The sequence below is a fragment of the Pseudomonas sp. TMW22089 genome, from assembly GCF_022496645.1.
Classification (GTDB): Bacteria; Pseudomonadota; Gammaproteobacteria; order Pseudomonadales; family Pseudomonadaceae; genus Aquipseudomonas; species Aquipseudomonas paraversuta.
Map to the genome: position 1 here is coordinate 93,249 of NZ_SCFG01000005.1, position 25,000 is coordinate 118,248.

At 58.4% G+C, this 25,000-nt stretch carries 28 protein-coding genes and 1 riboswitch; of the genes, 20 read left to right on the forward strand and 8 right to left on the reverse strand.

Annotated elements, in window-relative coordinates; genetic code table 11:
* Positions 1–34: 34 nt before the first annotated feature.
* From EQV90_RS07075 to purM, 4 genes are all read right to left on the reverse strand, one after another.
* Positions 35–217, reverse strand: coding sequence for a hypothetical protein (locus tag EQV90_RS07075; protein WP_240877933.1), 183 nt, complete (start codon positions 215–217; stop codon positions 35–37).
* 325 nt (positions 218–542) lie between these two features.
* On the reverse strand, positions 543–1,256 hold the full coding sequence (locus EQV90_RS07080; protein ID WP_003442792.1) for a DUF3108 domain-containing protein: 714 nt from the start codon (positions 1,254–1,256) through the stop codon (positions 543–545).
* 8 nt (positions 1,257–1,264) lie between these two features.
* Positions 1,265–1,915, reverse strand: coding sequence for a phosphoribosylglycinamide formyltransferase (gene purN, locus EQV90_RS07085; protein ID WP_003442790.1), 651 nt, complete (start codon positions 1,913–1,915; stop codon positions 1,265–1,267).
* Positions 1,915–2,973, reverse strand: coding sequence for a phosphoribosylformylglycinamidine cyclo-ligase (gene purM / locus EQV90_RS07090; RefSeq protein WP_003442788.1), 1,059 nt, complete (start codon positions 2,971–2,973; stop codon positions 1,915–1,917). The genes purN and purM overlap by 1 nt, the downstream gene beginning before the upstream one ends.
* Before the next feature lie 378 nt (positions 2,974–3,351).
* Between purM and EQV90_RS07095 the strand changes: the two genes are divergently transcribed.
* From EQV90_RS07095 to EQV90_RS07115, 5 genes are all read left to right on the forward strand, one after another.
* Positions 3,352–4,359 carry a DUF2066 domain-containing protein gene (locus tag EQV90_RS07095; RefSeq protein ID WP_160626915.1) on the forward strand — a complete coding sequence of 336 codons (1,008 nt, stop codon included), beginning with the start codon at positions 3,352–3,354 and terminating at the stop codon, positions 4,357–4,359.
* A gap of 33 nt (positions 4,360–4,392) precedes the next feature.
* The gene (locus EQV90_RS07100; RefSeq protein WP_003442784.1) at positions 4,393–5,466 is read left to right on the forward strand and encodes an AI-2E family transporter; all 1,074 of its coding nucleotides are present in this window, start codon (positions 4,393–4,395) and stop codon (positions 5,464–5,466) included.
* 227 nt (positions 5,467–5,693) lie between these two features.
* Entirely contained in the window at positions 5,694–6,398 is a 705-nt protein-coding gene (gene hda, locus EQV90_RS07105; RefSeq protein ID WP_003442781.1) for a DnaA regulatory inactivator Hda, read from the forward strand.
* Positions 6,399–6,633: 235 nt separating this feature from the next.
* Positions 6,634–7,257, forward strand: coding sequence for an NlpC/P60 family protein (locus EQV90_RS07110; protein ID WP_010655754.1), 624 nt, complete (start codon positions 6,634–6,636; stop codon positions 7,255–7,257).
* Between the two features lie 144 nt (positions 7,258–7,401).
* Positions 7,402–7,941 (forward strand): C40 family peptidase, encoded by a 540-nt coding sequence (locus EQV90_RS07115; protein WP_003442777.1) that lies wholly within the window; start codon positions 7,402–7,404, stop codon positions 7,939–7,941.
* Positions 7,942–7,992: 51 nt separating this feature from the next.
* Here EQV90_RS07115 and EQV90_RS07120 read toward each other — a convergent pair whose 3' ends face one another.
* Positions 7,993–9,300, reverse strand: coding sequence for a sorbosone dehydrogenase family protein (locus EQV90_RS07120; RefSeq protein WP_240877934.1), 1,308 nt, complete (start codon positions 9,298–9,300; stop codon positions 7,993–7,995).
* Positions 9,301–9,409: 109 nt separating this feature from the next.
* Positions 9,410–9,653: riboswitch (cobalamin riboswitch) on the forward strand.
* Between the two features lie 79 nt (positions 9,654–9,732).
* Here EQV90_RS07120 and cobO point away from each other — a divergent pair.
* From cobO to EQV90_RS07185, 14 genes are all read left to right on the forward strand, one after another.
* Positions 9,733–10,344 carry a cob(I)yrinic acid a,c-diamide adenosyltransferase gene (cobO, locus tag EQV90_RS07125; protein WP_003442773.1) on the forward strand — a complete coding sequence of 204 codons (612 nt, stop codon included), beginning with the start codon at positions 9,733–9,735 and terminating at the stop codon, positions 10,342–10,344.
* Between the two features lie 10 nt (positions 10,345–10,354).
* Positions 10,355–11,668, forward strand: coding sequence for a cobyrinate a,c-diamide synthase (locus EQV90_RS07130; RefSeq protein ID WP_010655756.1), 1,314 nt, complete (start codon positions 10,355–10,357; stop codon positions 11,666–11,668).
* The gene (gene bluB / locus EQV90_RS07135) at positions 11,665–12,315 is read left to right on the forward strand and encodes a 5,6-dimethylbenzimidazole synthase (protein ID WP_127196167.1); all 651 of its coding nucleotides are present in this window, start codon (positions 11,665–11,667) and stop codon (positions 12,313–12,315) included. The genes EQV90_RS07130 and bluB overlap by 4 nt, the downstream gene beginning before the upstream one ends.
* Positions 12,312–13,220, forward strand: a complete 909-nt coding sequence (cbiB, locus tag EQV90_RS07140; protein WP_003442764.1) for an adenosylcobinamide-phosphate synthase CbiB — start codon at positions 12,312–12,314, stop codon at positions 13,218–13,220. Before bluB ends, cbiB begins: the two co-directional genes overlap by 4 nt.
* Entirely contained in the window at positions 13,213–14,205 is a 993-nt protein-coding gene (gene cobD, locus EQV90_RS07145; RefSeq protein WP_010655757.1) for a threonine-phosphate decarboxylase CobD, read from the forward strand. The genes cbiB and cobD overlap by 8 nt, the downstream gene beginning before the upstream one ends.
* Positions 14,202–15,653, forward strand: coding sequence for a cobyric acid synthase (locus EQV90_RS07150; protein ID WP_240877935.1), 1,452 nt, complete (start codon positions 14,202–14,204; stop codon positions 15,651–15,653). Before cobD ends, EQV90_RS07150 begins: the two co-directional genes overlap by 4 nt.
* 76 nt (positions 15,654–15,729) lie before the next feature.
* Positions 15,730–16,251, forward strand: a complete 522-nt coding sequence (cobU, locus tag EQV90_RS07155) for a bifunctional adenosylcobinamide kinase/adenosylcobinamide-phosphate guanylyltransferase (RefSeq protein WP_240877936.1) — start codon at positions 15,730–15,732, stop codon at positions 16,249–16,251.
* Positions 16,248–17,303: a nicotinate-nucleotide--dimethylbenzimidazole phosphoribosyltransferase gene (gene cobT / locus EQV90_RS07160; RefSeq protein WP_010655758.1), complete on the forward strand. Its 1,056-nt coding sequence runs from the start codon at positions 16,248–16,250 to the stop codon at positions 17,301–17,303. Before cobU ends, cobT begins: the two co-directional genes overlap by 4 nt.
* Complete coding sequence (gene cobC / locus EQV90_RS07165) at positions 17,300–17,875, forward strand: alpha-ribazole phosphatase family protein (RefSeq protein ID WP_240877937.1); 576 nt, start codon at positions 17,300–17,302, stop codon at positions 17,873–17,875. Before cobT ends, cobC begins: the two co-directional genes overlap by 4 nt.
* A gap of 2 nt (positions 17,876–17,877) precedes the next feature.
* A complete protein-coding gene (locus EQV90_RS07170; RefSeq protein ID WP_240877938.1) occupies positions 17,878–18,615 on the forward strand; it encodes an adenosylcobinamide-GDP ribazoletransferase in 738 nt (245 codons plus the stop codon).
* Positions 18,616–18,730: 115 nt separating this feature from the next.
* On the forward strand, positions 18,731–19,144 hold the full coding sequence (locus tag EQV90_RS07175) for a MarR family transcriptional regulator (RefSeq protein ID WP_003442752.1): 414 nt from the start codon (positions 18,731–18,733) through the stop codon (positions 19,142–19,144).
* Positions 19,145–19,205: 61 nt separating this feature from the next.
* The gene (locus tag EQV90_RS07180; protein WP_165878354.1) at positions 19,206–20,405 is read left to right on the forward strand and encodes an MFS transporter; all 1,200 of its coding nucleotides are present in this window, start codon (positions 19,206–19,208) and stop codon (positions 20,403–20,405) included.
* Positions 20,402–20,524, forward strand: coding sequence for a hypothetical protein (locus EQV90_RS21680; protein ID WP_003442738.1), 123 nt, complete (start codon positions 20,402–20,404; stop codon positions 20,522–20,524). Before EQV90_RS07180 ends, EQV90_RS21680 begins: the two co-directional genes overlap by 4 nt.
* A 55-nt stretch (positions 20,525–20,579) precedes the next feature.
* Positions 20,580–21,131, forward strand: coding sequence for a glutathione peroxidase (locus EQV90_RS07185; RefSeq protein ID WP_010655761.1), 552 nt, complete (start codon positions 20,580–20,582; stop codon positions 21,129–21,131).
* Positions 21,132–21,216: 85 nt separating this feature from the next.
* Here EQV90_RS07185 and EQV90_RS07190 read toward each other — a convergent pair whose 3' ends face one another.
* The 3 genes from EQV90_RS07190 to EQV90_RS07200 all read right to left on the reverse strand — a co-directional run bounded on the left by EQV90_RS07190 (position 21,217) and on the right by EQV90_RS07200 (position 23,602).
* Positions 21,217–22,485 (reverse strand): outer membrane protein transport protein, encoded by a 1,269-nt coding sequence (locus tag EQV90_RS07190; protein WP_240877939.1) that lies wholly within the window; start codon positions 22,483–22,485, stop codon positions 21,217–21,219.
* Between the two features lie 146 nt (positions 22,486–22,631).
* A complete protein-coding gene (locus tag EQV90_RS07195; protein ID WP_003442713.1) occupies positions 22,632–23,111 on the reverse strand; it encodes a hypothetical protein in 480 nt (159 codons plus the stop codon).
* 266 nt (positions 23,112–23,377) lie between these two features.
* Positions 23,378–23,602, reverse strand: coding sequence for a hypothetical protein (locus EQV90_RS07200; protein ID WP_003442709.1), 225 nt, complete (start codon positions 23,600–23,602; stop codon positions 23,378–23,380).
* Between the two features lie 971 nt (positions 23,603–24,573).
* Here EQV90_RS07200 and EQV90_RS07205 point away from each other — a divergent pair.
* Positions 24,574–24,897: a hypothetical protein gene (locus EQV90_RS07205; protein ID WP_039735148.1), complete on the forward strand. Its 324-nt coding sequence runs from the start codon at positions 24,574–24,576 to the stop codon at positions 24,895–24,897.
* The last annotated feature ends 103 nt before the right edge of the window (positions 24,898–25,000 follow it).

The following is a 25,000-nucleotide window of genomic DNA, read 5'->3' on the forward strand; positions in this document are numbered from 1 at the left end:
GGTTTGTGTTTTTCAAGTCTGTGGTTTTAGTGACTCATGCCTGATGTTTCTGCGCTTCCAGCTTTTCCAGCTCAGCCTTGTAGCTTTGAGCGTCGCTTTCGCGGTGGAACATACCAACCAGTACGTCTTCCTGATGCACGTCCCACAGGTGAACACCGTGGGCCACAAGCTGGTGGAACATACGTGAATCGTCGCGTTCAGTTACTTTGATAGTCATCTGCTTGCTCCAAATTCTGATGGGGATCTGCGGCAAGGCGTCGCAGGTCTTCTTTATAGAATTTGTTAGCTTCCTAAGTAAATAGCCAATTGTCATGCTGTCATGTTGTTAAAAACGTCATATCGCTGCAGCCCTTTAACTACGGGGTGTTTACGAAATGATCCAATAGTTTTATGACAAATGTTTCATGTTTGAAGGCTTTCTGATGGCAGGAGAGGCCGCTCCTGCGGGGATAGCGCTTTGCGCTCAGATATGAGGTTCAGAAACGAAAAAACCTCGCCGAAGCGAGGTTTTGTCTTACAGCTTGCAGCTCAGGGCTTGCCGCTTAGTTGCCCTTGACTGTTTTGCCATTCACCGTGCCGTCCAGCAGCATGATGTTGTATTCCTTGCCGTCTTTTTCGACCTGACGCAGTTTTACCAGCAGACCATCCCAGTTCTTGGCGAACCACATTTCAGTGATGCGCTTGTTCTGGGACGGGTCGCGAACACGTTCGACCTTGATCGCGTCTACCTTGCCGGCTTTGGTCTCGACCACTTCCGGGCCGATGACGCGGAAGTCATAGGTATCCACATCGTTGCCATCGACCACCTGATAGCTCATCGACTTTTTGCCCGCAGCCACATCGCGCTGCAGGGCCAGTTGGTAGGTGGACTTGTCGAGCATGCCGGTCAGCAACTTCACGTTTACCGGCTCTTTATTGTCGGTGCCGGTGACGGTCATGTCGGACCAGTCGAAATTGAGATCGATGTTCTTGGCCTTGCCCAGACCGCCACGTTCGAAGTGGTAGGTCAGCGGAACCGGCTTGTCTTTTTCCAGCTTGAGGGTGCTTTCTTCGTTCAGGCTGGCCACCAGCATCGAGGCCTTGAAGTTCAAGGTCCAGTTGCCGTCGCTGTTTTTAGTCAGGCTACGCTCGGCAGAACCGCTCATCGGCAACTGTTTCCAGTCTGCGGTGTAGCTGGCGTTGAAAGGCTGAAGATCGGCCGCCTGCACTGCTGGAATAGTCAGCAGGCTGAGGGCGAGGAGCAGGGCACGACGCATAATGTCTCCTAGGTTCGTATCAAGTGGCCGCTGGCCGCAAGTAATTGACCGTCTAATAATGCGCCTTGCTCGTCAAGTGCCAAACGACCTTCGGCAAACCAGCGCACTGCAAGCGGATAAATCCGGTGTTCCTGGGTATGAACCCGTTGCGCCAGACTGTGTGGCGAGTCGTCGGACTTTACCGGCACTACTGCCTGTACGACCAGAGGCCCGCCATCGAGTTCCTCGGTTACAAAGTGCACGCTGCAGCCGTGCTCGCGATCACCCGCCTCCAGCGCGCGCTGATGGGTATGCAAGCCTTTGTATTTGGGCAGCAACGAGGGGTGGATATTGAGCAGGCGACCCTGATAGTGGCGTACGAAGTCTGCGCTGAGAATGCGCATGAATCCGGCCAGAACCACCAGTTGCGGTTTGAAAGTGTCAATGACTTCGATCAGTGCAGCATCGAAGGCCTCGCGGCCCTCGAATGCTTTGTGATCCAGTACGCAGGTATCGATACCTGCGTCTTTGGCGCGTTGCAGGCCGTAGGCATCTGCGCGGTTGGAAATCACCGCGCGAATTTTAGCCGGGCTGTCCTTGATGTCATTGCTGTCGATCAAGGCCTGCAAGTTGCTGCCGGTGCCGGAAAGCAGCACCACTACATCACAGGTGTCAGGCATTAGTGCGCCTTGAGGTTTTGCAGCTCAACTTGTGGCGCGCCTTCGGCGGCCGTTTCGATATGGCCGATCACCCATGGCTGCTCGCCAGCTTCACGCAGTACGTTCAGGGCGGTCTCTACGTCGGCCTGGGCTACGCAGATTACCATGCCTACGCCGCAGTTCAGCACGCGATGCATTTCGGTTTCGGCCACGTTGCCTTTTTCCTGCAACCAGTCGAATACCGCCGGGCGCTGCCAGCTGGCAACATCAACTACCGCCTGAGCGCCTTTTGGCAGAACGCGCGGGATGTTGTCGAGCAGGCCGCCACCGGTGATGTGGGCCATGGCTTTGACAACGCCGGTGTCTTTGATCAGCTTGAGCAGCGGCTTGACGTAGATGCGGGTCGGAGCCATCAGCAGATCGGTCAGCGGCTTGCCGTCGAGCTGGATGTTTTCGATGTCGGCACCGGACACTTCGATGATCTTGCGGATCAGCGAGTAACCGTTGGAGTGCGGGCCCGAAGATGGCAGGGCGAGCAGGGCATCACCGGCAGCAACCCGGGAACCGTCGATGATTTCGGACTTCTCTACAACGCCAACGCAGAAACCGGCCAGGTCGTAGTCTTCGCCTTCGTACATGCCCGGCATTTCAGCGGTTTCGCCGCCTACCAGCGAGCAGCCGGACAGTTCACAGCCAGCGCCGATACCGGTAACCACTTGGGTCGCGGTTTCTACGTTGAGCTTGCCGGTGGCGTAGTAATCGAGGAAGAACAGTGGCTCTGCGCCGCACACGATCAGGTCGTTAACGCACATTGCAACCAGGTCGATGCCGATGCTGTCGTGTTTGTTCAGGTTCAGTGCCAGGCGCAGCTTGGTACCTACACCGTCGGTGCCGGAAACCAGAACAGGCTGCTTGTAGCCAGCCGGAATTTCGCAGAGGGCGCCAAAACCGCCGAGGCCGCCCATCACTTCCGGGCGTGCAGTGCGCTTGGCCACGCTCTTGATGCGTTCGACCAATGCTTCACCGGCGTCGATGTCTACACCGGCGTCTTTGTAGCTCAGGGATGGTTGCTTGCTCATAATCCAGGCCTTTAGGGGGGATTCGGGGGTATCGACCGAGTTCAGAGGGCTGGCTTGCACGTGCTCAGGTATTGAACGGAGCATTTACATGGCGCCCGGCTGTTGCCGGTCTGCGAAGGCGCGCGATTTTATCAGGCTTGAAGGGCAGCGGCCATCCTCGGGCCGACAGGCAGGGTTATATCTGTCGAAAAAAACCTTTTTTAGTCGTATTAGGGTCTGTGCCCGGGCCTGTATAAGGTATAGATGTCTGGTTTCTATTTGTTATACCGAATGAAAACTGCTGGGTTGGGGTGAATGATTCGGCTGCGGCCCTGTCTGAAGCCTTGTCGAGTGTTTTTATACGGCTTTTATAGTGTCTTTTGCCGTCGGGAATTTTTCATGCGCTTTCATCAATTTTTAGCTGTGGGCTGTTTGTCATTTTTTAGCCTGGCCAGTCACGCCGAAATTCTGACCGGTCTGTATCAAGTTCGGGAACCGGTCTCCAGTCAAACGCCAGAAGAACGTACCCAAGCCACGCAAAAAGCCCTGGAAACCCTGGTTTTGCGCCTCACGGGCGATGCCAAGGCTGTACAGAACCCGGCGCTGGAAGCGATTCGCAAAGACCCGCAGCAAATCATCAGCCAATACGGTTATGACGCGGGCCCGCCCGAAAGCCTGCAAGTTGACTTCGATCCTGTGAGCACTGACCGGGCTCTGCGCCAGGCCGGATTGTCGCTGTGGGGCACCAACCGTCCGGCGCTGCTCGGCTGGTGGTTGAATGATTCGGTTGACGGATCGAGCCTGGTCGGTGATGGCCAGTCGGCTGCCGGACCTTTGCGGCTCGCGGCGCAACACCGCGGTCTGCCGCTGCGCCTGCCGTTGGCGGACTTGAGTGAGCAACTGGTCGGAACTGCGGAAAATCTCGAGGGCAGTAACCCGGCCCCCTTGAAGGATGCTTCCGAGCGTTACGGCGCAGATGCGTTGCTGGCCGTGCATGCCCGTGAGGATGACGGCAAGTGGAGCGCCAAGTGGCGTCTATGGGTTGGCGATCAGCAAGAACAAGGCACTGCTGAAGCGTCCGATCAGGCCGCTCTGGCTGATGCGGTGATGCTGGCCGTGAGTCAGCGGCTGGCCCCGCGCTATGCAGTCAAGCCCGGTATTTCCACTGAGCAGTTGCTGCAGGTGCAGGGCATGACGCTGGAGCGTTACGCGCAGTTGGGGCGTTTGCTCGAGCCGTTTGGTGGTCAGCTCAAAAGCGTCGAGGGTGACCGCATTGTTTATCAGGTCAACGGTAGTGCCGAACAGTTGCGCTCACAGCTGGGCCTGGCCCAGTTGCATGAAGTGACTGCTGATCAGGCGCAGGGCGCAACTGATGCGCCGGGCGTGCAGTTACGGTTTCGCTGGTAGGTTTTTTTCTTCTATATAAAGGATGGGTAGTTCATGGCAGATTCGCGGCGTTGGGTATGGTGGGGCGTAGCGTTTGCAGCGGCCTTGTTCGTGTATTTTTTGCATCCAATACTCACGCCGTTTCTGGTCGCGATCGTTCTGGCCTACATGTTCGACCCTGTGGTTGATCGTCTTGAAAAGTACGGTTTTTCAAGAACCTGGGGCGTCGTCACGGTTTTCGCGCTGTTCACCGTCATTTTCATGACTCTGCTCCTGGTGTTGGTGCCGTTGCTGGCCAAGCAGTTGCTGAAACTCTATCAATTGGCACCTCTGGTGCTGGATTGGCTGCAGCACACGGCCATGCCCTGGGTACAGGCCAAGTTCGGGTTGAGTGACGGTTTCTGGCAGTTTGACAAGATCAAGGCGGCGATCACCGAGCACGTGGGGCAGGCCGGCGACATCGTCGGGGTGGTGTTGTCCAAGGCGACCGCTTCAAGTCTGGCGCTGGTAGGCTTTCTGGCGAATCTGGTGCTGATTCCGGTGGTGGCGTTTTACCTGTTGCGGGACTGGAACATCTTGCTGGAAAAAATCCGCAATTTGCTGCCGCGTGACAGTGAAGAGCGGATTGTGTCCCTGGCCAAAGAATGTCACGACGTACTCGGTGCGTTTGTTCGCGGTCAGTTGCTGGTGATGCTGGCGCTGGGGGTTATCTACTCGGCCGGGCTGATGCTGGTCGGGCTTGAGCTGGGGCTGTTGATTGGACTGATGGCAGGTCTGGCGGCCATCGTGCCCTACATGGGCTTTATCATCGGGATCGGCGCGGCGTTGACCGCAGGCCTGTTCCAGTTCGGCGGTGACCTGTACCCGATGCTCGGCATCGTGGCGGTGTTCATGGTCGGGCAGGCGCTGGAAGGCATGGTGCTCACGCCATTGCTGGTGGGAGACCGGATCGGCCTGCACCCGGTAGCGGTGATCTTTGCCATTCTGGCCGGTGGCGAGCTGTTCGGTTTTACCGGGGTGTTGCTGGCGCTGCCGGTGGCGGCCGTGATCATGGTGCTGGTGCGCCATGTGCAGGATGCATACAAGGACTCCCAGGTATACAAAGGCGATGAGGACCCTCAGCTGTAACGGTGTGAGGGTTTGACGAAGGCCGGTTCATTCTGCAATGAACCGGCCTTTTTTCTTCCCCCGTGATTTTGCCTATCCATGAGATAAAGCTCATTCAATCCAAGACCTTAACGCAAACCTTTGATTTTGTTCGTGGTCTGTTACATTGTGCGCCCGGCTACACGGGTATAAACTTTGCAAACTTTACACAGAGGCCACTAACGGTTCGTTTGAACTGTTCAGTCAGCATGAAACCGATTCAGCTGCCCCTAGGTGTGCGTCTGCGTGATGACGCTACCTTCATAAACTACTATCCAGGCGCCAATGCCGCTGCACTAGGCTATGTCGAGCGTCTGTGCGAAGCCGACGCCGGCTGGACAGAAAGCCTGATCTATCTTTGGGGCAAGCAGGGCGTAGGTCGTACGCACTTGCTACAGGCTGCATGCCTGCGCTTTGAACAGATGGGGGAGCCGGCAGTCTATCTGCCGCTGGCCGAGTTGCAGGACCGCGGGATTGAAATCCTGGATAACCTTGAACAGTACGAGCTGGTCTGCCTGGACGACCTGCAGGCGGTGGCCGGGCGTGCTGATTGGGAAGAAGCGCTGTTTCACCTGTTCAATCGTCTGCGCGACAGCGGGCGCCGCCTGTTGATTGCAGCTTCGGCATCGCCCCGTGAGTTGCCGATCAAGCTGGCCGACCTCAAGTCACGCCTGACCATGGCTCTGGTTTTCCAGATGCGCCCCCTGTCCGATGAAGACAAATTGCGCGCCTTGCAATTGCGTGCATCCCGTCGCGGCCTGCACCTGACCGACGAGGTGGGGCATTTTATCCTCACCCGCGGTACCCGCAGCATGAGCGCGCTGTTTGATCTGCTGGAGCGGCTTGATCAGGCGTCCCTGCAAGCGCAGCGCAAGCTGACCATCCCCTTCCTGAAAGAAACCCTCGGCTGGTAACTCGCCCTCGTTCGTCCACGCCTTGTCATGTGTGCCTGCGGGGCTGCTGACAATATCCAGGCGTCAGAAAACCTGCGTGGCAGAGGGCTGCGCGCACAAAATCGATTGTCAGGGGTGTAAAGCCTTAGATGTCATGACAAAACGCTCAGGTCACATTTAGATCGATTGAATTTGCAAATGAGGATCATAGAAGGCATAGTCGCGGCTACTTTTCTTTCAAGCCACGGTCGTGCCCATGCTAAAGCGCTTCGCACCCCTCGTGCCCCTCGCACTCGTTACCCTGTTGTTCGGCTGCGCTGCACACACACCAGTGTCACAGCAAGTTGTGCAACAACAGGTTCAAAAGCCATCAGCGTCCCAGGCTTCCGCTGTTTATCAGGAAGAACTGGCGACTGAAAAAGAACTGGCCCAATTTTCCGCCAACAGCAAGCCTTATGAACTGCCAGCCCTGGCTGACAGCATTCTTGAGCGTGGCATGTCCTTGATCGGTACCCGTTACCGTTTTGGCGGCACCTCTGAGGCAGGCTTTGATTGCAGCGGGTTCATCGGCTACCTGTTCAAAGAAGAAGCGGGCATGCAACTGCCCCGTTCAACCCGGGAAATGATCAACGTAAAAGCACCGTTGGTCGCGCGAAACAACCTCAAGCCGGGTGACTTGCTGTTCTTCAGCACCAATGGTCGCGGCCGTGTCAGCCATGCCGGGATTTACCTGGGCGATGACCAGTTTATTCACTCCAGCAGCCGCCGTAGCGGTGGTGTGCGGATCGACAGCCTGGGCGATACCTACTGGAACAAGACCTTTATGGAAGCCAAGCGTGCATTGGCGATGGCGCCTACAAACGTTGTAGCGCGCAAGTAAAGTTAAAGTCTTACTTGAAGTTTGGCCTCTAAGGTCTAGAATTCAGTCGCATAGTTAATTCCTGAAGCCGCGAAGGTGCCCCCTGTCGCGGTTTCGGGTTTCGCGGCCCCAGTAGCCGTATCCAGAATCAGGAACATTCTGTTTATGTCGACCATGGCCCGCGTTGCCCTTCTGACTCTAGCAGCACTGCTCAGTGCCTGCGCCAGCCACCCCCCGCCAGCCCCCGTGGTGCAAAAGCAGGTGGTTTTTTCCAACTCCCCTGAAGACGCTTCGCCGATTGCTGCGGATGTGCTGTTCCGTGCCCTGGGGCTGGTCGGTACGCCTTATCGCTGGGGCGGTAATACCCCGGATTCCGGTTTTGATTGCAGTGGTTTGATCAAGTACGTCTACAACGATGCCGCAGGTATTTCCTTGCCCCGTACCACTCGCGAGATGATCGTGATGCGGGTGCAGAGTGTTGGCAAAGACAAGCTGCAAACCGGTGACTTGCTGTTTTTCGCTACCAGTGGTGGTTCCCGGGTCAGTCATGCCGGGATTTATGTCGGTGAGGGCCGCTTCGTGCATGCGCCTGCAACAGGTGGCACGGTCAAGCTGGACAGCCTGAACAAGGCCTACTGGCAGAAAGCCTATCTGGAGGCCAAGCGTGTACTGCCGACCGAGCAGCATCTGGCCCACAACCCGTAAGCCAAAGCCGAACCATTAGGAGCGAGCCCTTGAGCGGCTCGCTCCTGCAGTTTATTTCCCGGACACCCGCCAGATCTTGTTGCCAACATCATCGGCAACCAGCAGATCCCCCTGTTTATCAATCACTACCCCTACCGGGCGGCCCATGGCTTTCTCATCGGCATTGAGAAAACCGGTCAGTACGTCCACCGGCATGCCGGCAGGTTTGCCTTCAGTGAACGGCACGAAAATCACTTTATAGCCACTGTGGGGTTTGCGGTTCCAGGAGCCGTGCTGGCCAATAAATGCGCCCTCGGTCAAGTTGGGCAGCTTGCTGTTTGTCGCAAAACTGAGCCCCAGGGATGCCGTATGCGGGCCCACGGCATAGTCCGGCGCGATGGCTTTGGCCACCAGCTCCGGGTTTTGTGGATTAACCCGTGTATCCACGTGTTGCCCGTAGTAGCTGAAAGGCCAGCCATAGAAGCCGCCATCCTGTACCGAGGTGATGTAGTCAGGCACCAGATCGCTGCCGATTTCGTCGCGTTCGTTAACCGCAGTCCAGAGTTTTCCTGATTTTGGCTCCCAGTCCATGCCGTTGGGGTTGCGCAGGCCCGAAGCGAAAATACGGTGGCTGCCGGTAGCCGGGTCCACTTCCCAGATCGCTGCGCGGCCTTGCTCTTTGTCCAGGCCGTTTTCGCCCACGTTGCTGTTGGAACCCACGCTGACATAGAGTTTTTTGCCATCCGGGCTGGCGATGACGTTTTTGGTCCAGTGGTGGTTCAACGGGCCACCGGGCAGGTCGACGACCTTGGTCGGCGGGGCGCTGATGGATTGCTCGCCGGCCTGATAGGGGAAGCGCAGCAGTTTGTCGGCGTCTGCGACATACAGATCATTGCCCACCAGGGTCATGCCGAACGGGGAGTTGAGCTTGTCGATAAAAACCGTGCGGGTTTCTGCCACGCCGTCATGGTTGCTGTCGCGCAGCAGCGTGATCCTGTTGGCGCTGGGGACTGCGGCCCCGGCCCGGCCCATGACTTTCTCCATCACCCAGCCGCGGATACCCTTGCTGTCATCCGGCTTGGGCGGTGCATTGGTTTCTGCCACCAGCACATCACCATTGGGTAGCACGTAGAGCCAGCGGGGGTGGTCAAGACCTTCGGCGAAGGCTGCCACTTTCAGTCCCTGGGCGGCAGTCGGCGTAGTGCCCTCGGGCCAGCCTATGGCCGGTGCGATGTTGACTGTCGGAATCAGCGTCTTGTTCGGTTCCGGCAGCTTGGGTGATGGGCCGGTGCCATCCACCACTTGCAGGGTCGAACTCTCGCCACAGGCGGCCAACCCTGCTGCAAGTACGATGACAATGGCGTGCTGGCGCTTGAGCATGAAGATCTCCATCAGTTCTTGGGCTTGTCAGTCATAGAGGAGCGTAGCTGCTCAAAGGTTCAAGTCGTTGCTGCCGGCTTTAATTGACGCTCCACCCCCAACCCTCTAACCTTCGCGGCTTGTTTCAGGTGCTCTGTGGCCAAAGGTCGACAGGGTGAAACAGGGAAGCCGGTGAGGGCGTGTTTGATCCACACAACCGCTTTGATCCCGGCGCTGCCCCCGCAACGGTAAATGAGTAAAGGCTGCGCTCGATGTCACTGTGTTTTTGCACGGGAAGACGCGTGGTCAGGGTTGCTCCGTCTGGAGTATCCCGCTTGTGAGCCCGGAGACCGGCCTGATCCATCCAACACCTCGCGGCGGGCGATGGTGTGCTTTTTGTTGCAATGTCCCCCGCCTCCCGTTTGCATGATTGAGCCCCAACGGAGAGCTGCCATGAACGAATCCCCCGAACGCGACGAACGTCACCAGGCGCGCATGCTGCGCAAAAAAGCCGTAATGGATGAGCGCATTGCCAGCGCCCCTAACGAGTGCGGGCTGCTGCTGGTACTGACCGGCAACGGTAAAGGCAAAAGCAGTTCGGCCTTTGGCATGCTGGCACGGGCCATGGGCCACGGCATGCAGTGCGGTGTGGTGCAATTCATCAAGGGTCGCAACAGCACCGGCGAAGAGATTTTCTTCCGCCGTTTCCCGGAACAGGTGCGTTACCACGTGATGGGTGAAGGCTTTACCTGGGAAACCCAGGATCGCCAGCGTGATATCGCCGCGGCCGAGGCTGCGTGGGAAGTATCCCGCGAGATGCTGCGCGACCCCTCCATCGGTCTGGTGGTGCTGGATGAACTGAATATTGCGCTCAAGCACGGCTATCTCGACCTCGAGCAAGTGTTGAGCGACCTGCAAGCCCGTCCGCCGATGCAGCATGTATTGGTCACCGGACGCGGCGCTAAACCTGAACTGATAGACCTGGCCGATACCGTGACCGAAATGGGTGTGATCAAACATGCCTTCCAGTCCGGGATCAAAGCCCAGAAAGGCATCGAATTGTGAGTGTTCAAGCATGAGAGAGTCGCGTCATTGCCCGGCGGTATTGATCGCCGCACCGGCCTCGGGCCAGGGCAAGACCACCGTCACCGCCGCCCTGGCCCGATTGCATCGCAATCAAGGGCGCAAGGTGCGGGTATTCAAGTGTGGCCCGGATTTTCTCGATCCCATGATCCTCGAGCGCGCCAGCGGGGCGCCGGTGTATCAGGTGGATTTGTGGATGGTGGGCGCCGATGAAAGCCGCCGCCTGTTGTGGGAAGCCGCAGGTGAAGCGGACCTGATTCTGATTGAAGGGGTGATGGGCTTGTTCGACGGCACGCCGTCCAGCGCTGATCTGGCGCGTCATTTTGGCGTGCCGGTGTTGGGCGTGATTGATGGCACTGCCATGGCCCAGACCTTTGGTGCGCTGGCGTTGGGCCTGGCGCGGTATCAGCCGGACTTGCCGTTTGCCGGGGTGCTGGCCAACCGCGTCGGTACCGTGCGCCATGCGCAGTTGCTGGAGGGAAGCCTGACTGAAGGTCTGCGCTGGTATGGCGCGCTGTCCCGTGAAACCGCAATCGAACTGCCAAGCCGTCACCTGGGCCTGGTCCAGGCCAGCGAGTTGAATGATCTGGATGCACGCCTTGATGCGGCAGCCGCAGCCCTGGCCAGCACCTGTGAGGTAGCGCTGCCACCGGCGGTGGAGTTCGCTGCACCGCAGTTGGTACCTGCCGAGCCATTATTGGCCGGAGTGCGTATTGCCGTGGCCCGGGATGAAGCCTTCGCCTTCACCTATGGCGCGAGCCTGGCGCTGTTGCGGGACATGGGCGCCGAATTGCTGTTCTTCTCGCCGATTCACGATGCCCGCTTGCCCGAGGCTGACAGTCTGTATTTGCCGGGCGGTTATCCTGAACTGCATCACCTTGAGCTGTCGCGTAATACGCCGATGCTGCAGGCCATTCGCGCGCACCATGCTGCGGGCAAACCCTTGCTTGCGGAATGCGGTGGCATGCTCTATCTGCTGGATGCCCTGACCGACGTCGACGGCCAGCGTGCCGAGCTGGTGGGGCTGCTGGCCGGTGAAGCGACCATGCAAAAGCGCCTGGCGGCACTGGCGTTGCAGGCGGTCGAGATGCCCGAAGGGCTGCTGCGCGGTCACACCTACCATCACTCGTTGACCACTACTGAGCTTGAGCCCATTGCCCGGGGCCTGAGCCCCAATGGCGGGCGTGGTGCTGAAGCGGTGTATCGTGACGGGCGGATGACAGCGTCTTATGTGCACTTTTACTTTCCGTCCAATCCCCAGGCCATTGCTGCGTTGTTCGCGCCCTGTGCCGTGAAGGTGTCATGAGCGACAACGCATTCAGTCCTGACGAGCGAGCCGCTGTCTATCGCGCCATCGCCGAACGCCGCGACATGCGGCACTTCAGCGGTGGCACGGTGGCTCCTCAACTGTTATCACGGCTGCTTGAAGCCGCGCATCAGGCGCCCAGCGTGGGCCTGATGCAGCCGTGGCGGTTCATCCGCATCAGCGATCGCCAGTTGCGCAGCAAGGTGCAAGCCCTGGTGGAAGAAGAGCGGGTACGCACTGCTGAAGCGTTGGGTGAGCGCTCCGATGAGTTCATGACCCTCAAAGTAGAGGGGATCAACGATTGCGCCGAAGTATTGGTGGCCGCGTTGATGGATGACCGTGAGAAGCACATTTTCGGTCGCCGGACCTTGCCGGAGATGGACATGGCATCCTTGTCCTGTGCTATCCAGAACCTGTGGCTGGCCGCCCGGGTCGAGGGCTTGGGCATGGGCTGGGTGTCGCTCTTCGAACCCCGGGCGCTGGCCGAGCTGCTGGGTTTGCCTGCGGGCGCCAAGCCGTTGGCTGTACTGTGCCTGGGCCCGGTCGAGAGCTTTTATCCAGCACCTATGCTGATACTCGAAGGATGGGCCAAAGCGCGTCCCTTGAGTGAACTGGTCTATGAGAATTATTGGGGAGTGAGCCCATGAGTGTGGCGTTGCTGTGCGTCGCCGGAGTGGCACTGGACGCGCTGTTCGGTGAGCCCAAGCGCAGGCATCCACTGGTTGCGTTTGGCCGGATGGCTGAGCGTATCGAACAACGTTTCAATTCCGGTGGCCGGGGCTGGCGCAGCCATGGCGTGACAGCCTGGGTGCTGGCGGTTGTGCCATTTACGATCCTGGCCACAGCCTTGTCGTGGCTGCCTTACATCGGCTGGCTGGTGGACATTCTGGCGCTGTATTGCGCGCTGGGCATGCGCAGTCTGGGCGAGCACGTGCAGCCGGTGGCACAAGCCCTGCGCAGCAATGATCTGGACGAAGCCCGTACCCGGGTCGGCTACCTGGTCAGTCGCCAGACCAGCGAACTGGATGCGACTGAAGTGGCCCGCGCCGCCACTGAATCGGTACTGGAGAACGGCAGCGATGCAGTGTTCGCCGCCTTGTTCTGGTTTGCCGTGGCCGGTGCGCCGGGTGTAGTGCTCTATCGTTTGAGTAATACCCTGGATGCCATGTGGGGCTATCGCAACGAACGCTTCGAGCGTTTTGGCTGGGCGGCTGCGCGGATCGATGATGTGCTGAACTACATTCCTGCGCGTCTGGTTGCCTTGACCTACGCCGTACTGGGTAAAACCCGACTGGCCCTTAAGTGCTGGCGCAAACAGGCGCCGCAATGGGACAGCCCTAATGCGGGGCCGGTGATGGCGGCGGGCGCAGGTGCCCTGGAGGTCGAGTTGGGCGGCCCGGCGATTTACCACGGTGAACTGCACGAGCGCGGGCAATTGGGCGAAGGTGCGCCGGCGGATGCCGATTCGATCAATCGCGGCTGGCAGTTGGTGCAACGCGGGGTGTGGTTGTGGTTATTGATCCTGTGCGTGGGGAGTGAATTCTATGCTTGAGCACGGCGGACGTTTACGCCAGGCAGTCCTGCACTACGGCATTGCCGAGGCCGACTGGCTGGACCTGTCCAGTGGCCTGGCGCCCTGGCCATTCGCAATTCCCGAGATTGATCAGCGTGCCTGGGCGCGCTTGCCGGAAACCGACGACGGGCTTGAGCATGCGGCCTGTGCCTATTACGGCGCACCCAATGTGTTGCCGGTGCCGGGTTCGCAGTGCGCCATTCAGTTACTGCCGCGCCTGCGTCGGGGGGGCAAGGTCGGAGTGCTGTCGCCCTGTTATGCCGAGCACGCTGAGGCATGGCGGCGCAGCGGGCACATCGTGCGCGAAATCATGGAACAGGAAGTCGATTTCTACCTCGATACCCTGGATGTACTGGTGGTGGTTAACCCCAATAACCCCACAGGCTTGAGCCTGTCCGCCGAGCGCCTGCTGGAATGGCACGCCAGGCTGGCCCAGCGCGGAGGCTGGCTGGTGGTGGACGAGGCCTTTATGGACAACACGCCGGATTTGAGTCTGTCGGCCCAGAGCTGGCGTACCGGACTGATTGTGTTGCGCTCCTTCGGCAAGTTCTTTGGCCTGGCCGGCATACGCCTGGGCTTTGTTCTGGCGGAACTCAAATTGCTCAAATTGCTGGCCGAACAAGTCGGGCCATGGGCCGTCAGCGGGCCGACCCGGATTGTCGGTCAGGCCTGCCTGCTAGACACCGCAGCCCAGGCGCTGCAGCGCGAGCGCAGCGTACTGGCCAGCGGGCGTCTGGCGCGATTGCTTGGCGTACATGATTTGCCGCCCCAGGGCGGATGCGCGCTGTTTCAGTGGCTGATTACGCCCCATGCCGACCGTCTTTACGAATTCATGGCCCAGCGCGGCATTTTGCTGCGTCTGTTTGCCCATAACAGCAGCGTACGTTTCGGTCTGCCGGCCACCGAGGCTGACTGGTTGCGGCTGGAGCAGACGTTGCTGGCCTACACCAAGGAAGTTGCATGAGTACTTTGATGGTGCAGGGCACCACCTCCGATGCCGGTAAAAGTACCCTGGTCACGGCCTTGTGCCGCTGGCTGACCCGTGAGGGTGTGCGTGTGGTGCCGTTCAAGCCGCAGAACATGGCACTCAACAGTGCCGTAACCGCTGAGGGCGGCGAGATCGGCCGGGCTCAGGCAGTTCAGGCGCAGGCGGCCGGCCTGGCGCCGCACACGGATATGAATCCGGTGCTGCTCAAGCCCAACAGTGACACCGGCGCGCAAGTGATTATCCATGGTCGTGCGGTGACCAGCATGAACGCGGTGGCCTACCACGACTACAAGGCCATTGCCATGCAGGCGGTGCTGGCCTCGCATCGACGTTTGAGTGCCGAGTACCCGGTGGTGATGGTCGAGGGCGCGGGTTCGCCTGCCGAGATCAACCTGCGTGCCGGTGACATCGCCAACATGGGCTTTGCCGAAGCCGTGGATTGCCCGGTGATCCTGATCGCCGATATCAACCGCGGCGGGGTGTTCGCGCATCTGGTCGGCACTCTGGAGTTGCTCAGCGAAACCGAGCAGGCACGGGTCAAGGGCTTCATCATCAACCGTTTTCGTGGCGACATTGCCTTGCTCCAGCCCGGTCTTGACTGGCTCGAGCAGCGCACGGGCAAGCCGGTGATCGGGGTCTTGCCCTATGTGATGGATTTGCACCTCGAGGCCGAAGACGGCATTGATCAGCGTCAGACCGACAAGGCGGATCAAGTGCTCAGGGTGGTAGTGCCGGTGCTGCCGCGTATCAGTAACCACACCGACTTCGACCCGCTGCGTTTACACCCGCAGGTGGACTTGCAGTTTGTCGGGCCGGGCCAGCCCATCCCGGCTGCAGACTTGATCATTCTGCCGGGCTCCAAGAGCGTGCGCAGCGATCTGGCCTATTTGCGGGCCAATGGCTGGGACACTGCCATCAACCGTCACTTGCGCTATGGCGGCAAGTTGCTGGGGATTTGCGGCGGTTTACAGATGCTCGGCGAGCAGGTTCACGACCCGTTGGGCCTGGAAGGTACTGCGGGTTCAAGCGCGGGGCTGGGGTTGCTGACATTCAGCACCGAGCTCGCCGCCGAGAAGCAGCTGCGCAATGTGCGCGGGCATCTGGCTCTGGAAAACGCTGAAGTCTGTGGTTACGAAATCCATGCGGGGGTGACTACCGGCGTGGCGCTGGAGCGGCCGGCGGTGCAACTGGAAGATGGCCGCTGTGACGGCGCGCAAAGCGCCGACGGGCAAATTTTCGGCACCTATTTGCATGGCTTGTTCGAGTCGCCTGCGGCCTGCAGTGCCTTGCTGCGCTGGGCCGGCTTGCAGGACGTGCAATCGGTGGATTACCACGCCCTGCGTGAGCGGGATATCGAACGCCTGGCGGACCTGGTGCAAAACCATCTGGATACCGGGCTGCTTCGTCTGTTATGCGGGCTCTGATATCCCTGCGGGGGCCCGGCTTGCCTGCGTTAGCGTCAGTGGCCAGAGCGCCTTCTTCTGCTAGAGGTTCCAAAACATGCTGCAACTGATTCTGGGCGGAGCCCGCTCGGGGAAAAGTCGCCTGGCCGAGAAGCTCGCGGCCGGGTCCGGTCTGGCCGTCACCTATATTGCCACCAGCCAGCCGCTGGACGGTGAGATGAACGAGCGCGTGCGTCACCATCGTGAGCGCCGCCCCGGGCATTGGGCGCTGGTTGAAGAGCCGGTAGAGCTGGCCCGGGTACTGCGCTACAACGCCCGGGCAGATTCTTTTCTGCTGGTGGATTGCCTGACGCTATGGCTGACCAACCTGTTGCTGCTTGAAGATCCACAGCGCCTGAGCGCCGAGCGTGATGCGCTGCTGGAGTGCCTGGCTGAACTGCCGGGTGAAATCGTGTTAGTCAGCAACGAAACCGGAATGGGTGTCGTACCGCTGGGCGAATTGACTCGCCGCTATGTCGATGAAGCCGGTTGGTTGCATCAAGCCTTGGCCGAGCGCTGTCAGCGAGTAGTGCTGACGGTGGCGGGCCTGCCCCTGACGTTGAAAGGAACTGCACTATGAATACCCCGTGGTGGCTGACCCCGTGCAAGCCGGTTGATCATGCAATGTCGACGGCAGCGGCCGAGCGTCAGCAGCAATTGACCAAGCCGGCAGGTTCTTTGGGCCAGCTGGAAGCTTTGGCAGTGCAGCTGGCCGGGTTGCAGGGGCGGTTGAAACCCCGTGCCGATCAAATATGGGTTGCGATTTTTGCAGGTGATCACGGCGTGGTGGCGGAGGGTGTATCGGCCTATCCGCAAGCGGTCACCGGGCAAATGCTGCACAACTTTGTCAGCGGCGGCGCGGCAATCAGCGTGCTGGCTCGTCAGTTGGGCGCGCAACTGGATGTGGTGGATCTGGGCACTGTTACCCCGATGCTCAATCTGGCGGGGGTCCGGCATTTGCAGCTGGGGGCCGGCACGGCCAACTTTGCCACGGGCGCGGCGATGACCGACAGTCAGGGCTTGAAAGCTCTGCAGGCGGGTCGTGACAGCGTATTGCGTGCACTGGCAGCGGGCAGTGAGTTGTTTATCGGCGGTGAAATGGGTATCGGCAATACGGCGTCGGCCAGTGCCGTGGCCTGTGCGCTGCTCGATTGCCCGGCTGCGCATTTGACCGGGCCGGGTACCGGTCTGGATGCGGCGGGTGTGAGCCATAAAGCCCGGGTGATCGATCAGGCGCTGGCGTTTCACGACGGGCTGCTGGATGACCCGTTGCAGACTCTGTTTCGCTTGGGCGGCTTTGAAATTGCAGCCTTGGCCGGGGCCTATGTGGCGTGTGCGCAAGAAGGCCTGGTGGCGCTGGTTGATGGATTTATTTGTACGGTTGCGGCCATGGTCGCCGTACGCTTGAATCCCGAATGCCGAGAGTGGCTGATCTTCGCCCATCGCGGCGCCGAGCAGGGGCATCGCCATGTGCTGGAAAGCCTGCAGGCACAACCGTTGCTCGACCTCGGCTTGCGCCTGGGCGAGGGCAGCGGTGCTGCGCTGGCGGTCCCCTTGGTGCGTCTTGCCTGCGACCTGCACGGGCAGATGGCGACCTTTGCCGAGGCCTCCGTGGCGGACCGCCCGGCATGAGTGTGCAGCTGGATCTGTTGCGCCATGGTGAAACCGAACTGGGCGGCGGTCTGCGTGGCAGTCTCGATGACGCGCTGACGGCCCTGGGCTGGGAGCAGATGCGGGAGGCGGTCAAAGGCCGCGGGCCGTGGGATCGTATTGTCAGCTCGCCATTGCAGCGTTGTGCCTTGTTCGCGCAGGAATTGAGCCAGCAGCTGGCGTTACCGGTGTCTTTCGACAAGGACCTGCAGGAGCTGCATTTTGGTGCATGGGAGGGCTGTAGTCCTGCCGCGCTAATGGAGACCGATGCCGAGGCGCTGGGCTTGTTCTGGACAGACCCCTACGGCTTTACTCCGCCGCAAGGCGAGCCAGTGCTGGCGTTCTCGGCGCGGGTGCTGTCAGCGGTCAGCCGTTTGCAGCAACAGTTTGCCGGCGAGCGGGTGCTGGTGGTGTGCCACGGCGGGGTGATGAAACTGCTGCTGGCCCGGGCCCGGGGTCTGCCCCGTGAGCATTTGTTGCAGGTGCAGGTGGTCAATGGTGCGCTGTTCGGCCTGCGTGTCACAGCGAGCGGCGTATTGAGCGAAGAGGGTTGAGCATGCTGCCATTCTGGATCGCCCTGCAGTTTTTAAGCAGTTTGCCGATTCGCCTGCCCGGCATGCCTGCGCCGCAGGAGCTGGGGCGTTCGCTGCTGTTCTATCCGCTGGTGGGTTTGTTGTTCGGCCTGTTGCTGTGGGGGCTCAATGGCTTGCTGGCCGGTGCACCGTTGATGCTGCACGGGGCCTTGCTGCTGACGGCGTGGGTGCTGCTCAGCGGCGGGCTGCACCTGGACGGTCTGGCTGACAGTGCAGATGCCTGGCTGGGCGGTTTTGGTGATCGCGAGCGCACCCTGAGTATCATGAAAGACCCGCGCAGCGGACCGATTGCCGTGGTCACCCTGGTGTTGCTGTTATTGCTCAAGTTTTGCGCGCTGCTGGCACTGATAGAGCAACAACAGACGGCGGTCTTGCTGATTGTGCCGTTGATCGGCCGCAGCGCTTTGCTGGGAGTGTTCCTTACCACGCCCTATGTTCGTGCCGGTGGCCTGGGGCAGGCGCTGGCTGAACACTTGCCACGCAAGGCGGGATGGCAGGTGCTGGGGCTCAGTGCTGTGGCGTGTGTGGTGATAGCCGGTTATGCAGGGTTGTACGCGCTGGTGCTGGCTGCGCTTGGGTTTGTTTGGCTGCGCAAGGTGATGCTGCGTCGTTTGGCCGGCACCACGGGTGATACCGCCGGCGCCTTGCTTGAATTGCTTGAGGTTCTGCTGTTGGTGGGGCTGGCGCTTATTCAAGTGTGACCCTGCTATGCGTCAGCCTGGATATCCTGAGAAGCCGTGTCGCTGGCAAACCGGCTCCCTCAAGGTTGTGTTTATAAATCTTGATTCTGTTTAATTGCGGGTATATACATACAAAATGTTACCGACCCAGTGTTTATGCACCAATCTGCGTCGCGCTTCCCGCGGCATCAGCAGGCATTACGACGGCGCTCTTGATGGCTTCGGGATCAACGTTGCCCAGTATTCCTTGTTGTGCAATCTCAAGCGTCTCGATCAGCCGAGTATTTCCACTCTGGCCGAAGCCATGGGGCTGGATCGCAGTACCTTGGGCCGTAATTTGCGGGTGCTCGAAGCTGCAGGCCTGGTGAAGCTGGCCGAGGGCGAAGACCATCGCAATCGACTGGTGTGCCTGACCAAGGCCGGTGAAGAGCGGCTCGAGGCTGCCCTGCCTGCCTGGGAGGCTGCACAACAGCGTCTGATTGACCGTTTGGGTGAAGACCGGCGTGAACAACTGTTGCAGCTGCTGGATGAGTTGGCGGGCGCGGACTGAGCGCCTGTTTCACGAATAAAAATGGGTATATACCCGCATTAGGAGAATAATAATGACATCGGTGTGGCGTACCAGCGGCTGGGTGCTTTTGGGCAGTGCATTGATTCTGGCGCTGTCCCTGGGGGTAAGGCATGGTTTCGGGCTGTTTCTGCCGCCCATGAGTGCGCAGTTTGGCTGGGGCCGTGAGGTTTTTGCGTTTGCCATCGCCCTGCAAAACCTGATCTGGGGCCTGGCACAACCGTTCACCGGTGCTCTGGCTGACCGTTTCGGTGCAGCCAGGGTGGTGATCATTGGGGGCATTTTGTATGCCGCCGGTTTGATTCTGATGGGCATGTCGGACTCATTGATGACCTTGTCACTGAGTGCGGGGTTGTTGATCGGTATCGGTCTGTCCGGTACTTCTTTTTCGGTGATTCTGGGGGTGGTGGGGCGCGCCTTGCCCCCGGAAAAACGCAGCATGGGCATGGGGATTGCCAGTGCGGCGGGGTCGTTCGGTCAGTTCGCCATGCTGCCAGGCACCCTGGGTTTGATCGGCTGGCTCGGCTGGTCGTCGGCTTTGCTGGTTCTGGGCTTGCTGGTGGCGCTGATCGTGCCCCTGGTGAGCATGCTCAAGGATCGCCCGCTGCCGAGTCTGGGTGGCGAGCAAACCCTCAAGGAAGCCCTGGGTGAGGCCTGCTCGCACTCCGGCTTCTGGTTGTTGTCCTTCGGTTTTTTTGTCTGCGGGTTTCAGGTGGTGTTTATCGGCATCCACCTGCCGGCCTATCTGGTAGATCAGCATCTGCCAGCGACCGTTGGTACGACTGTGCTGGCGCTGATTGGGCTGTTCAATATTTTCGGCACCTACACGGCGGGCTGGCTCGGCGGACGCATGTCCAAGCCGCGTTTGCTGACCGCCCTGTATCTGGCGCGAGCGGTAGTGATTGTGCTGTTTTTGTGGGCACCGGTGACGCAATTCAGTGCCTATCTGTTTGGTATGACCATGGGTTTCTTGTGGCTGTCGACGGTGCCGTTGACCAATGGCACGGTCGCCACTCTGTTTGGTGTGCGTAACCTGTCAATGCTGGGAGGCATCGTGTTCCTGTTCCATCAGTTGGGCGCGTTCCTTGGCGGCTGGCTGGGCGGTGTGGTCTATGATCGAACCGGTAGTTACGATCTGATCTGGCAGGTCTCGATATTCTTGAGTCTATTGGCTGCAGCCTTGAACTGGCCGGTGCGTGAGCGTCCTGTTGCCCGTTTGCAGGCGCAGGGGAGTATGGCGTGAGCTCGATGTGGTTGTGGGTCGCGGGCCTGGGCGGCGGTTCATTGCTGCTGGCTCTGGCGTGGTGGGGCTGGCATCAAGGCGGGCTGGCGCTGATGCAGTTGGGCATGGGTGCTTGCTAGTATGTTGTCGGGGCGAGTAAGTTCAGGGTCTGCCTCTATTTAAAGGACTTTCATAATGCTCAAGCGCTGGATTGCGATGCCCGTACTGTTATTGGCGTGCGCCGGTTCGGTATGGGCGACAGATTGCCCACCGTTACTGGAGGGCTCGTTGCCCAAGTTGCGGGCCAAGGAGTCTATCGATCTGTGCCAGCGTTTTGCCGGTAAACCGCTGTTGATCGTCAATACCGCGAGCTTCTGTGGCTTTGCTCCACAGTTCAAAGGGCTTGAGGCGTTGAATCAGCGCTTTAAGGGGCAAGGGCTGGAGTTGATCGGGGTGCCGTCCGATGACTTTAAACAAGAAGCCAAGAGTGGCGAGGAAACAGCCAAGGTCTGCTACGTTAATTACGGCGTCACGTTCACCATGATTGATCCGCAACATGTACGTGGCCCTGACGCCGCACACGTGTTTAAAGTGCTGGCTGAACAGAGCAGTGCTCCGAAGTGGAATTTCTATAAGTACGTTGTTGATCGCAAAGGTAACGTAGTTGCCAACTTTTCGAGTCTGACCAAACCCGACAGTCCCGAGTTGATTGACGCGATAGAAAAAGCCATTGCTTCAAAACCCTGACTTCCGTTCATTAAAAATCCCCGCCTCGGTAACGAGAGCGGGGATTTTTTAATTCAGTTGGCGAGGGGTCAAGTCTCGCGCTGAATTAGAACTTGTAGGTTGCACCTACACCAAACCCGTTTGCACTGTTGTGGTAAGAGGATTTGTAGTTGCCTTTGGCTGGCAGGTTGACGCTAACCGACTCTTCCTTGAGGTAGGAATAAGCGGCATCAATAGTCAGATCATCAGTTGGGCTCCAGCCGACGCCAAAGCTGATTGCTTTACGGTCGCCAGTCGGGATGCGAACCGAACGGTCAGTATTGTTGGTAGGTGACTGATCAACTGACAAGCCGGTACGCACTGTCCATTGCTTGTTGATCTTATAGGCAGCACCAATGGCCGAAGCCCAGGTGTCATGCCAGTTCTGATCTTCTTTAATGGTACCGATCGGGCCGACACTGCCGCCTAGCGCAGGTGGAACACCATTGTTTTCAACGGTGATGTCTTTCAGGCGGCTCCAGCGAGTCCAGGTACTACCTGCATAGATGGTCCACTGGTCATTCAGCTCATGGGTAACCGAGAAGTCAACAGATTCGGGCGTAGTGATATCCAGGCCGGCATCGTATTTAGTGCCATTGAAAGGCCCGAAACCTATGCCCGAGATTTTGGTGTTTCCATCCAGGCTGTATTTGACTTTAGAGTGATAAGTCAGACCCAGGCGAGTCCTGTCAGTGGCCTGAACCAGGATGCCGGCGTTGAAACCAAGTGCAGTATCGTCACCCTTGATTTTAACTTCACCGTCGCTGGCGGGGCCGCGTGGACCAGGCGTAGCGGAAGTCAGGGTGCCGTCAATGCGGTTGATGGTAGGACCAAAACCGATCGAAACTACATCGTTGAAGGCGTAGCTGACAGTAGGCTGGAAGGTAATAACCTGAACCTTGCTCTCTTTACCAGCATAGCGACCGGCAAAGCTGCTTTCGTAGTCAGTGACCAGGCCGAAAGGAGCATACAGGCCTACACCAAATGCCCAGTGCTCATCAATTGGCTTCACGTAGAAGCCCATTGGCACGGCAGTGAAAGGAACCATGTCGCCTTTGTTGGTGCCGCCTGGAGCGCCGCCACTTGCGTGCTTGATATCGGTGCTTGCGTCGATTGCAGCAACACCACCGGTAACTTGTTCGCGCTTGATGCGGGACATGCCTGCCGGGTTGCCGAAAACGGTGCTCGCATCTTCAGCAGAAGACGAACGCCCTGCGAAGCCGGTCCCCATACCGCTAATGCTTTGTTCGTTGAGGGCGAAGCCACTTGCGAAAATATGGCTGGAAGCCAAAGTGACGGCGAGGCCAAGTGTGGTCTTGAGCATTACTTTTTTCATTATTAGAACTCCTTTTGATCACCGGACGAAAACTACCAACATTTTTGTTTAAGCGCTATAGGCTAAATCGCAGAAGTTAGCGTTGTTTTGTAGGACAATCCGACCGGTTTCCGATCATTTAAATATTATTGTAGGTGGGTGAAATCTCAGGCGACATGGCCAAGAGGAGAAACAAAGTTGTTCCATGCGTGAGTGAAATCACGCAAACGTCCTTGTGGTTCAAAGGCTTGGCGCCAAACTCTGGCCATACCGAGCAGGTCATCTGCAGCGGGTATGGTTAGTTGCTGCTGTTCTATCAGCAACCACGCTATGGCCGTTGCGTAACGTAAATTAACCGTGAGTTCCAAATGCGGGCTGCACAAGAATGCATGCTGACTGGCCAGTCCGCGAACCAGGCTCGCCAGTTCGGGGTCTTGCGCCAGGTACTGATCCCACAAGGCGGCGTGACGGGGTTCGCGAATGCAGTACAGGCCATGGCCGCGCCGATCATGCAGGGCTGAGCCCAAACTTGACTGGCTGGCTGCAATACCCAGCAACAATGCTTCTGCATCCGGGTTGTTCTGGCCCAGATACATCAGCGTTGGCCGAATTACATAAAGGCTCAACTCCCTGGCAGCGATACCCATATCGTCCTCGACGCCTAAAAATGGCCGGCGGTCCCAAGAGCTTGGCAGCAGTGGGTCGTAAGGGATCGCCGGAAGCGGATTATGCCGCTTGAGTTGAAGTGTAGTCTCATATCTTTGTTCTAATGTTCTGTTTTTAAAACATTTATAGCTTCGAGTTGTTAGCTATATATCCGCAAGTAATTAAACGATGCCGGATATTTCTTAAATTTTTAGCAACAAAAAGCCCTGCGGATCAGGCAGGGCTTGTTGGGTTACCGCTTATCAGATCAGGCAATAAGTGCCTGACGAGTACGCTCGATCACAGCTTGCAGAGGTGCTGCGCTGGAATATTGATCGGGGTACAGGCGTTCGCTGTGACGAGCGATGCCGTGTTCGTTGACCAGGGTGAAGCTGAAGCATCCTTTGCGAGCGGCCATAATCAGGCAGTTCATTGGAGCAAAGGCGTTGGTTAGGGTGCGAATGGCATCCTGAGTATGGATTTGAGTAGACATAGTTATTAGGTGTTCCTACAAATGACACGGATTAGAACCGTGCAACGTTAAAACGTTCCAGTGACGTCGAGCCATCTTTGGCTGGACGAAGAACCTGACTGGAACAAAGCCGCCAGTTGGAGCGCATTAAGTATGTGGCGCTTGGGCTGGCAGGTAGGTACTTAGGAGGGCAGGCAATCACAACAGGAGCTAAGGTTCCGTGCTCCGGGTGAAGATCCTGATCAATTTGCAGGTTGGTTCGGTCAGAGTAAGAGCTTCGCGATACCCTTTGCTTTTCAAAGGCAGTATCGTCGCAAGATTTACCTGGAAACCATCGAGGGGGTCGATCCCGTTTTATCAGCGTGTCTTCAATTTATTGAAGAGTGCTTGAGGGATTTGTTCGGCCCGAATTGACTTTCAGCTTGGTACTAACGCTGCGGATACTAACGGGTTGAAAAATTAAACGCAAGTGTGCTAGCGAAAAATACCTGATAAAGCCCTTGGGTATGGGCTTGTCGCGGCTGCCGATGGGCGCTTTTAGCCCATTTTTACCGGTGCGCCAGCCCGGTCCGGCAAGCAATGGCCGCTTGAACCTGCGTTGGAGGCTGCTCATTAGCAGTGCGCAGACCTACAGGTTCTGCCCTGCATTTGTCCTGTTTACTGGGGTGAGTGTGAACTTGTGCACATTTAAGGTGCTGCGTACAAAATGCCGGCAGGGGCTGGATTTACCCCGCTCATAGCCTGTTCGCCAAATTTAAGTCAATGAAAAACATCGTTTTTTTTAATTGGTGAAAAAATCGTCAGTTTGACCTGAGGCCCCGTAGGGTGGGCGTTTGCGGCGGTTAAATGCAGGTTGTCCACTGACTTATCCACAGGATCTGTGGATTGTCCCGTGGGCTTGCTCTAGATCGCGGGTGTAGTACTTTTTCGACTTTACCCAAACGAAAAAAGGAGTAGAGTTGCGCGCCTTCTGTTCTGCCCTACAGTGTCATATGAAGTTTCGCACAGCTACTTCCTCCGTTACCCGTCCTGCTACTCCAGCAGAAGCCCCAAAACGCTTTTCTCTGCGGGTGGCAATCTGGTTACTGGATAATCCTCGATTGGGCGCTAACCCCAGCGTCAAGCACGTTGCCGGGCATTTGCTGAAACAACCCGCACGACAAGGCGTAGTACTGGCCCAGAGTCGTCTGGGGCAATTGATGTGCCGTGATTGCGGGAGTGCCCGGGATCAACGAATCGGTCATGAACTCTTGCGCCAGGCAGCCCGTGCCGGTGACCGCGCCGCACAACAGGAACTGAGCAAAACCGAAGACTGAGCTGTCTTCAGGCCTGTTGCTTGGTTAACCTTGCTCTTTTATCTCGTGCGGAGGGGGCTATGGCCCTGGACTTGAGCAGCATTTTGCTGGGCCTAGCGTTGGC

Excerpts from the sequence above, each read along its gene's own strand:
- EQV90_RS07075 (WP_240877933.1), bottom strand. The coding sequence starts at position 217 with ATGACTATCAAAGTAACTGAACGCGACGATTCACGTATGTTCCACCAG.
- EQV90_RS07080 (WP_003442792.1), bottom strand. The coding sequence starts at position 1,256 with ATGCGTCGTGCCCTGCTCCTCGCCCTCAGCCTGCTGACTATTCCAGCA.
- purN (WP_003442790.1), bottom strand. The coding sequence starts at position 1,915 with ATGCCTGACACCTGTGATGTAGTGGTGCTGCTTTCCGGCACCGGCAGC.
- purM (WP_003442788.1), bottom strand. The coding sequence starts at position 2,973 with ATGAGCAAGCAACCATCCCTGAGCTACAAAGACGCCGGTGTAGACATC.
- EQV90_RS07095 (WP_160626915.1), top strand. The coding sequence starts at position 3,352 with ATGCGCTTTCATCAATTTTTAGCTGTGGGCTGTTTGTCATTTTTTAGC.
- EQV90_RS07100 (WP_003442784.1), top strand. The coding sequence starts at position 4,393 with ATGGCAGATTCGCGGCGTTGGGTATGGTGGGGCGTAGCGTTTGCAGCG.
- hda (WP_003442781.1), top strand. The coding sequence starts at position 5,694 with ATGAAACCGATTCAGCTGCCCCTAGGTGTGCGTCTGCGTGATGACGCT.
- EQV90_RS07110 (WP_010655754.1), top strand. The coding sequence starts at position 6,634 with ATGCTAAAGCGCTTCGCACCCCTCGTGCCCCTCGCACTCGTTACCCTG.
- EQV90_RS07115 (WP_003442777.1), top strand. The coding sequence starts at position 7,402 with ATGTCGACCATGGCCCGCGTTGCCCTTCTGACTCTAGCAGCACTGCTC.
- EQV90_RS07120 (WP_240877934.1), bottom strand. The coding sequence starts at position 9,300 with ATGCTCAAGCGCCAGCACGCCATTGTCATCGTACTTGCAGCAGGGTTG.
- cobO (WP_003442773.1), top strand. The coding sequence starts at position 9,733 with ATGAACGAATCCCCCGAACGCGACGAACGTCACCAGGCGCGCATGCTG.
- EQV90_RS07130 (WP_010655756.1), top strand. The coding sequence starts at position 10,355 with ATGAGAGAGTCGCGTCATTGCCCGGCGGTATTGATCGCCGCACCGGCC.
- bluB (WP_127196167.1), top strand. The coding sequence starts at position 11,665 with ATGAGCGACAACGCATTCAGTCCTGACGAGCGAGCCGCTGTCTATCGC.
- cbiB (WP_003442764.1), top strand. The coding sequence starts at position 12,312 with ATGAGTGTGGCGTTGCTGTGCGTCGCCGGAGTGGCACTGGACGCGCTG.
- cobD (WP_010655757.1), top strand. The coding sequence starts at position 13,213 with ATGCTTGAGCACGGCGGACGTTTACGCCAGGCAGTCCTGCACTACGGC.
- EQV90_RS07150 (WP_240877935.1), top strand. The coding sequence starts at position 14,202 with ATGAGTACTTTGATGGTGCAGGGCACCACCTCCGATGCCGGTAAAAGT.
- cobU (WP_240877936.1), top strand. The coding sequence starts at position 15,730 with ATGCTGCAACTGATTCTGGGCGGAGCCCGCTCGGGGAAAAGTCGCCTG.
- cobT (WP_010655758.1), top strand. The coding sequence starts at position 16,248 with ATGAATACCCCGTGGTGGCTGACCCCGTGCAAGCCGGTTGATCATGCA.
- cobC (WP_240877937.1), top strand. The coding sequence starts at position 17,300 with ATGAGTGTGCAGCTGGATCTGTTGCGCCATGGTGAAACCGAACTGGGC.
- EQV90_RS07170 (WP_240877938.1), top strand. The coding sequence starts at position 17,878 with ATGCTGCCATTCTGGATCGCCCTGCAGTTTTTAAGCAGTTTGCCGATT.
- EQV90_RS07175 (WP_003442752.1), top strand. The coding sequence starts at position 18,731 with ATGTTACCGACCCAGTGTTTATGCACCAATCTGCGTCGCGCTTCCCGC.
- EQV90_RS07185 (WP_010655761.1), top strand. The coding sequence starts at position 20,580 with ATGCTCAAGCGCTGGATTGCGATGCCCGTACTGTTATTGGCGTGCGCC.
- EQV90_RS07190 (WP_240877939.1), bottom strand. The coding sequence starts at position 22,485 with ATGAAAAAAGTAATGCTCAAGACCACACTTGGCCTCGCCGTCACTTTG.
- EQV90_RS07195 (WP_003442713.1), bottom strand. The coding sequence starts at position 23,111 with ATGGGTATCGCTGCCAGGGAGTTGAGCCTTTATGTAATTCGGCCAACG.
- EQV90_RS07200 (WP_003442709.1), bottom strand. The coding sequence starts at position 23,602 with ATGTCTACTCAAATCCATACTCAGGATGCCATTCGCACCCTAACCAAC.
- EQV90_RS07205 (WP_039735148.1), top strand. The coding sequence starts at position 24,574 with ATGAAGTTTCGCACAGCTACTTCCTCCGTTACCCGTCCTGCTACTCCA.